Source organism: Tardiphaga sp. (genome assembly GCF_028290495.1).
Classification (GTDB): Bacteria; Pseudomonadota; Alphaproteobacteria; order Rhizobiales; family Xanthobacteraceae; genus Tardiphaga.
In genome coordinates, this window is the sequence record NZ_JAQGJT010000067.1 from 1 (window position 1) to 7521 (window position 7521).

Below are 7521 nucleotides of genomic sequence, written 5' to 3' on the forward strand. Positions count from 1 at the left end.
GATCCGTCGTTGCTTTAAGTCGCGTCCCCCGTTGAGAACGAGGTGCGCCGGTTCGCCTCCGGCTGCCAGTCACGGTTGCAAGGATCAAAGTCACCTTCATCGGCATCCCTGGAGAGAGATGCTGGCCTCCCGATCTTGCGATCGAATGACCCTCGGCTTCCTTGTCCCTTGGCGGCTGTCCGGCCTCTTGTCCGGATACCTACCGACTGACACACGACCACAGGCACGTGCGAAATTGGGCAAGAGTGGAATTAGGGTGTTTGACCCTGCTTCGCAACAATTTTCTTGGGTCGCGGGTATATTTCCACACCACAGGTGCGCAGCGCTGCAAACATGATGCAGCCGGGCGTCGATCATGAACGGATATTAAGTTATTTCACGGCGCGAGAGTGTCTGATGCAGGCAGGGAAGGCCTCAGCTGTCATGGCGAGCCAAGCCATCAAGCAGCCACAGGCAAAGCCTGGTTCGCTTCGCCGGAAGGCGCCTTGCATTGGCGAGCGGCAGTTCAGCGCCGGCGGGTGAACGGCTCGACGCGCTGCGCGGCGCGCAGGAAGGCGAACATGATGGCGACGCCGGCCAGGAACAGGACCACCTGCAGGATGTGCTCGCCGGTGGTGTCGAGCCCGAACAGGATCGACAAGGCCCAGCCGCCGGCAAAGGCGCCGCCGAACACTTCGGCGCCGATCAGGATCGCGGCCGAAATCACGGTGATGACGCTAGGCCAGTAGATCCGGCGGGGGGCGGTGGAGGTGGTCATGTTGAACGTCCTGTTTGGAGCCGCAATCTCTCCGAAAAAGCCTGCTGCGGCAAGCGCTAATGGGCCTGAAAAAGCCCCACGGCATGGTATAGGTGCGGCTGCATAAATGGTCGGCAAAGCGGGATAAATGATGTCAGAAACGTCAAATGCGGTGGTTGCGTCGAATGGTCTCGAAAATCCGCTGCTGAAGCCCAATCCTTTGCTTGAAGCCTGGACCACCCCGTTCGAGACCCCGCCCTTTGCCGAGATCCTGCCCGAGCACTTCATCCCGGCGTTCGAACAGGCATTTTTCGACCATTCGGCGGAAGTCGCCGCCATCGTCAACGATCCCGCGACGCCGGATTTCGCCAACACCATCACTGCGCTGGAGCGCTCCGGCAAGCTGCTCGGCCGCGTCTCGGCGGTGTTCTACGATCTGGTCTCGGCGCATTCCAACCCGAAGCTGCTGGAGATCGACAAGGAAGTCTCGCTGCGCCAGGCGCGGCACTGGAATCCGATCATGATGAATGCCGTGCTGTTTGGCCGCATCGCCGCCCTGCACGACAACCGCGCCACGCTGGGTCTCACGGCCGAGCAGATGCGCCTACTGGAGCGCAGCTATAACCGCTTCCACCGCTCCGGCGCCGGCCTGGATGATGTCGCCAAGGCGCGGATGGCGGAGATCAACGAGCGTCTCGCCTCGCTCGGCACCAGCTTCAGCCACCATCTGCTCGCCGACGAGCAGGACTGGTTCATGGAAATCGGCGAGGACGACACCGATGGGCTGCCGTCGAGCTTCGTCGCCGCCGCCAAGGCCGCTGCAGAAGAACGCGGCATGGCGGGCCGTGCGATCATCACGACGTCGCGATCCTCGATGGAGCCGTTTCTGAAGAGCTCGACCCGCCGTGACCTGCGCGAGAAGGCCTACAAGGCGTTCATCGAACGCGGCAACAACGGCAATGCCAACGACAACAATGACGTCATCGTCGAAATCCTCGCGCTGCGTGAGGAGACCGCGAAGCTGCTGGGTTTCCCCACCTTCGCCGCCTACCGTCTGGAAGACTCGATGGCGAAGACGCCGGAGGCCGTCCGTGGCCTGCTGGAGCGGGTGTGGAAGCCGGCGCGGGAACGCGCTCTGGCCGACCGCGATGCGCTGCAGGAACTGATCGCGGAGGACGGCGGCAACTTCAAGCTTGCCGCGTGGGATTGGCGCTTCTACGCCGAGAAGCTGCGGCAGCGCCGCGCCAATTTCGACGACGCCGCGATCAAACCGTATCTGTCGCTCGACAACATGATCGCCGCCTCGTTCGACACCGCGACAAGGTTGTTCGGCGTCACCTTCGAGGAACGCAAGGACGTGCCGGTGTGGCATCCCGACGTCCGCGTTTGGGAGGTCAAGGACGCCCACGGCGCGCACAAGGCGCTGTTCTATGGCGATTACTTCGCGCGAACCTCGAAGCGCTCCGGCGCCTGGATGACCTCGCTGCGCGATCAGCAGAAGCTCGACGGCGACATCGCGCCATTGATTCTCAACGTCTGCAACTTCTCCAAGGGCACCGACGGCCAGCCCTCGCTGCTGTCGCCGGATGACGCGCGCACGCTGTTTCATGAATTCGGCCACGGGCTGCATGGCATGATGTCGAACGTGACCTATCCCTCGCTGTCGGGCACTTCGGTGTTCACTGACTTCGTCGAACTGCCGTCGCAGCTTTACGAGCACTGGCAGGAGCAGCCGCAGGTGCTCAGGCAGTTCGCGAAGCATTACCAGACCGGCGAGCCGCTGCCGGATGATCTGCTCAAGCGCTTCATCGCCGCGCGAAAATTCAACCAGGGCTTTGCCACGGTGGAGTTCGTGTCCTCGGCGCTGATCGACCTCGAATTCCACACCCAGCCGGCCTCGGCCAGCGCGGACGTGGCGGCGTTCGAGAAGAAGGAGCTGGAGAAGATCGGGATGCCCGCGGAAATCTCGCTGCGGCATCGGCCGACCCAGTTCGGTCATATCTTCTCCGGCGATCACTACGCGTCGGGCTATTACAGCTACATGTGGTCCGCGGTGATGGACGCCGACGCCTTCGGCGCGTTCGAGGAAGCCGGCAACATCTTCGATCCCGCGGTATCGAAGCGTCTGCTCGACGACATCTATTCGTCGGGCGGCTCGGTCGATCCTGAACAGGCCTATATCGCCTTCCGCGGTCGTCCGCCCGCCCCCGACGCGCTGCTGCGCCGCCGCGGGCTGCTCGACACACCGGAGGCGGCGTGACAACCGCCGCGATCCAGGCTGCGTCTTTTCAACACGTCGTCCCCGCGAAGGCGGGGACCCATAACCACCAACGGATTTAACGACGCTATGCAATTGGCCCCGAAGGTGAACACGACAACAGCGCGTATGGATCCCCGCCTTCGCGGGGATGACACGCGGAGAGGCTTTACCGCAACGCTAAGGCACTGCGTCTTTGGCTCGCTAATGCTTTTTCTCGCCTTCGCCGGCACCATCACCGCCGCCTCCGCCCATCCGCACGTCTACGTCGTCGCTTCCAGCGAGTTGGTCTACGCGCCGGACGGCAGCCTCACTGGCGTGCGGCATGCCTGGAAGTTCGACGACATGTTCTCGACCTATGCGCTGCAGGGCATCGAGTCCAAGACCAAGGGCGTTTACACCCGCGAGGAACTGGCTGGCCTGGCGCAGACCAATGTCGAATCGCTGAAGGAGTTCGGCTTCTTCACCTTCGCCAAGACCGATGGAAAGAAGCAGCGCTTCCTCGACCCGGTCGACTACTATCTCGAGCAGAAGGACGGCGCGCTGGTGCTGCATTTCACGATGCCGTTCAAGACGCCGTTCAAGACCAGGCAGCTCGCGCTGGAAATTTACGATCCGAGCTTTTTTGTGGATTTCAGCCTGGAGAAGACCGATCCGATCCGCCTCGTCGGAGCGCCTGCCAGCTGCGCGGTGGCGATCGAGCGGCCGCGCGACGGCGCGCCCGCCGCGCAGAAGCTCGGTGAGGAAAATTTCGCGGACGGTGGCGAGAACGCCAATTTCGGCGCGATGTTCGCCAACAAGATCACGGTGAACTGCCCATGAGTGCAGGGAAGCCGTCGGGCGCCGTTCTTTCCCCCGTCATTGCGAGGAGCCCTTGCGACGAAGCAATCCAGTCTTCGCTTGGTGCTTCTGGATTGCCGCGTCGCTTTGCTCCTCGCCATGACGGGGAGGGGACGGTGTATCGGGCGACGATCCTCTGCATCGCGTTGTTCGCCGTTGCCGTGATCGCCGACGCCTCGCTGCATCAGGCCTTCGCCCAAAATCCTTTCGGCGCGCCGAAGGCTGCACCGGACTCGCAGGTCGGCGGCATCGTCGGTTGGCTGCTGACCAAGCAGTCCGAGTTCTACCGCGCGATGTCGGCGGCGATCCGCGCCGCCAAGACCGACGGCAGCGCGGTGTGGACGCTGCTGGCGATCTCGTTTGCCTACGGCATCTTCCACGCCGCAGGCCCCGGCCACGGCAAGGCGGTGATCTCGTCCTATCTGATCGCCAATGAAGAGACCGCCAAACGCGGCATCGCGCTGTCGTTCGTCTCCGCCCTGATGCAGGCGCTGGTCGCCGTGCTGATCGTCGGCATCGGCGCGTGGCTGCTCAACATCACGGCGAAGACGATGTGCGGCACCGAGCGTATCATCGAGGTCGCCAGCTATGCGCTGATCGCCGCTTTCGGGGCAAAGCTCGTGTGGAGCAAGGGCCGCATTTTCTTCCGTGCCTGGCCGACGCCGGCCGTGCCCGCGCCGGATCTGGCGATGGCGCACGCCGGCGCGCACCACCACGACTACCATGATCATGATCACCACGGCCATTCGCACGCCCATGCGGCGCACACCGAAGCCGTCGCGCATGACCACGTCCATGACGAGCATTGCGGTCATTCCCACGGCCCGACGCCGGACCAGCTCGCCGGTCCCGGCGGCTGGAAGCGCGGTCTGTCCGCGATCTTCGCGGTCGGTATCCGGCCGTGCTCGGGCGCGATCCTGGTGCTGGTGTTCGCGCTGGCGCAGGGCATGTTCTGGGCCGGCATCGCCGCCACCTTCGTGATGGGTCTGGGCACGGCGATCACCGTGGCGGCGATCGCCGTCATCGCCGTGACCGCCAAGGGCCTGGCGCGCCGCCTCAGCGGCGGCGGCGATGGCCGCGGCGCGCTGGTGATGCGCGGCCTCGAATTCGGCGCTGCCGCTGTGGTGCTGCTGTTTGGCGTCGGCCTGTTGCTCGGTTACGTGGCCAGCGAACGCGTCACCTGTTTCTGATTTTGTTTCTTGATTCCTGCGCCGGGTGCTTGTCTGGGCAAGCCTCGTCCAAAGTGCAAAGCCACCGATATCATGACGAACATTGATCTCCATGAGCGCCCCGAATTGACCGTCGACAAGGCGGCGGAACGCGTTGGCGTGCTGCTGGTCAATCTGGGCACGCCGGACAGCGCCGACGCGCGCGGCGTCCGCGTCTATCTGCGCGAATTCCTGTCGGACAAGCGCGTCATCGAGAATCAGGGTCTGTTCTGGAAATTGGTGCTCAACGGCATCATCCTGAACACAAGGCCGCGGCGCAAGGCCAAGGACTATCTCAAGATCTGGAACACCGAACTCAACGAGTCGCCGTTGAAGACGATCACGCGCAACCAGTCCGACAAGCTCGCAGCAGGGCTGGCCGATCATGCGCACGTCACGGTGGACTGGGCGATGCGCTACGGCAACCCGTCGATCCGCTCGCGCATCGCGGCACTGACCGCGCAGGGCTGCGAACGCATTCTGGTGGTGCCGCTGTATCCGCAATATTCGGCGGCGACCTCCGCCACGGTGTGCGACGAGGTGTTCAACGTGCTGGCCAAGATGCGCGCGCAGCCGACGCTGCGGGTGACGCCGCCTTATTACGTCGAGCCGGACTACATCAACGCGCTGGCGGTTTCGATCGAGAGCCACATCGCGACGCTGGACTACGTGCCCGAACTGGTGGTGGCCTCTTTCCACGGCATGCCGCAGAAGTACATCGACAAGGGCGACCCCTACCAGGCGCAGTGCATCGCCACGACCGAGGCGCTGCGCCAGCGCATGGGGTCGGATGCCCCGCGGCTGTTGCTGACCTTCCAGTCGCGCTTCGGCTTCGACCAGTGGCCGAAGCCCTATACTGACAAAACCATCGAGCAGCTCGCCAAAGACGGCGTGAAGCGCATCGCCGTGGTGATGCCCGGATTCTCGGCGGACTGTCTGGAGACGCTGGAGGAGATCGCGCAGGAAAACTGCGAGATCTTCCTGCACAATGGCGGCGAGAAGTTCTCCGCGATCCCCTGTCTCAACGACAGCGATCCCGGGATGGACGTCATCCGCGGTCTGGTGCTGCGCGAACTGCAGGGCTGGATTTGAGCTAGCCTGTCATTCCGGGATGTGCTTCAGGCGGCGAAGCCGCTTGAAGTGCAAACCCGGAATCCCGAGGTGTTTTTGACATCTCCGGATTCCGGGTTCGCTCGCAGCTAGCGCTGCTCACGCCCCGGAATGACAGTTCTTTCTCGGGCGCGATGCGACAGGACGCCATTCGGCGCTTCGCCTATACTGCGCGTCAATTCGTTCACCCTTGGAGATTTTCAATGACCGGCTTCGATATTTTCGCCATTGCCTTCGTTGTTCTGATCATCCTCACTTTGTTCGCTGGCGTCAAAACCGTGCCGCAGGGCTATGACTGGACCATCGAACGGTTCGGCAAGTTCACCCGCACGCTGTCGCCGGGGCTTAATCTCATCATCCCGTATTTCGATCGCGTCGGCCGCAAGGTCAACATGATGGAGCAGGTGATCTCGATTCCCGAGCAGGAGGTGATCACCAAGGATAACGCCACCGTCACCGTGGACGGCGTCGCCTTCTACCAGGTGTTCGATGCGGCGAAGGCGAGCTACGAAGTCTCCGACCTCACCCAGGCCATCGTCGTGCTGACCATGACCAACATCCGCTCGGTGATGGGCTCGATGGACCTCGACCAGGTGCTGTCGCATCGCGACGAGATCAACGAGCGGCTGCTGCGCGTGGTCGATGCCGCGGTGTCGCCGTGGGGCCTCAAGGTCAACCGCATCGAGATCAAGGACATCGTGCCGCCGGCCGATCTGGTGGAAGCGATGGGCCGGCAGATGAAGGCCGAGCGCGTCAAGCGCGCCGACATCCTGCAGGCGGAAGGCCAGCGGCAGTCCGAAATCCTGCGTGCGGAAGGCGCCAAGCAGGGCCAGATCCTGCAGGCCGAAGGCCGCCGCGAAGCAGCCTTCCTGGACGCTGAAGCGCGCGAGCGCGCCGCCGAAGCCGAGGCCAAGGCGACGCAGATGGTGTCGAACGCAATTGCCAGCGGCGACGTCGCGGCGCTGAACTACTTTATCGCCGACAAATACATCAAGGCGTTCGGGCAGTTTGCGGACTCACCGAACCAGAAGATCATCATGCTGCCGATCGAGGCGACCAGCCTTCTCGGCTCGCTCGCCGGCATCGGCGAAATCGCCAAGGCCACCTTCGGCGAAAGCGCAGCCTCGGCCACAGCCGCCGCCCGGCGCGGTTCGGTGCCGCCGGCCGGCCCGACCCCGCCGCCGTTCACGCCGACGCGGTGAGGCAGAGGAATTGATTATGTTAGGTGCATCTTCGCACGCAGCTTACCTCTCCCGCTTGCGGGGGAGCGTAGGCCGCCTTCGGCGGCCGTTCTGGGAGAAGAACGCCGAAGCGGAGCTTCGGCTATCGCACGCGATAGCGTGCGGCGGGTGGGGGAAGGTCTATCCTCT

The 7521-nt window shown here is 63.6% G+C and carries 6 protein-coding genes; 5 read left to right on the plus strand and 1 reads right to left on the minus strand.

Annotated elements, in window-relative coordinates; genetic code table 11:
* Window positions 1–505: 505 nt before the first annotated feature.
* Window positions 506–757 carry a hypothetical protein gene (locus tag JWQ24_RS12510; protein ID WP_299808083.1) on the minus strand — a complete coding sequence of 84 codons (252 nt, stop codon included), beginning with the start codon at window positions 755–757 and terminating at the stop codon, window positions 506–508.
* A 130-nt stretch (window positions 758–887) separates the two neighbouring features.
* Between JWQ24_RS12510 and JWQ24_RS12515 the strand changes: the two genes are divergently transcribed.
* The 5 genes from JWQ24_RS12515 to JWQ24_RS12535 all read left to right on the plus strand — a co-directional run bounded on the left by JWQ24_RS12515 (window position 888) and on the right by JWQ24_RS12535 (window position 7353).
* Entirely contained in the window at window positions 888–2996 is a 2109-nt protein-coding gene (locus tag JWQ24_RS12515) for a M3 family metallopeptidase (RefSeq protein WP_299808085.1), read from the plus strand.
* A 204-nt stretch (window positions 2997–3200) separates the two neighbouring features.
* Window positions 3201–3815, plus strand: a complete 615-nt coding sequence (locus JWQ24_RS12520) for a DUF1007 family protein (RefSeq protein ID WP_299808087.1) — start codon at window positions 3201–3203, stop codon at window positions 3813–3815.
* A 134-nt stretch (window positions 3816–3949) separates the two neighbouring features.
* Complete coding sequence (locus JWQ24_RS12525) at window positions 3950–5023, plus strand: nickel/cobalt transporter (RefSeq protein WP_299808089.1); 1074 nt, start codon at window positions 3950–3952, stop codon at window positions 5021–5023.
* A gap of 72 nt (window positions 5024–5095) precedes the next feature.
* Window positions 5096–6133, plus strand: coding sequence for a ferrochelatase (hemH, locus tag JWQ24_RS12530; RefSeq protein WP_299808091.1), 1038 nt, complete (start codon window positions 5096–5098; stop codon window positions 6131–6133).
* Between the two features lie 221 nt (window positions 6134–6354).
* Complete coding sequence (locus JWQ24_RS12535) at window positions 6355–7353, plus strand: SPFH domain-containing protein (RefSeq protein ID WP_299808093.1); 999 nt, start codon at window positions 6355–6357, stop codon at window positions 7351–7353.
* The last annotated feature ends 168 nt before the right edge of the window (window positions 7354–7521 follow it).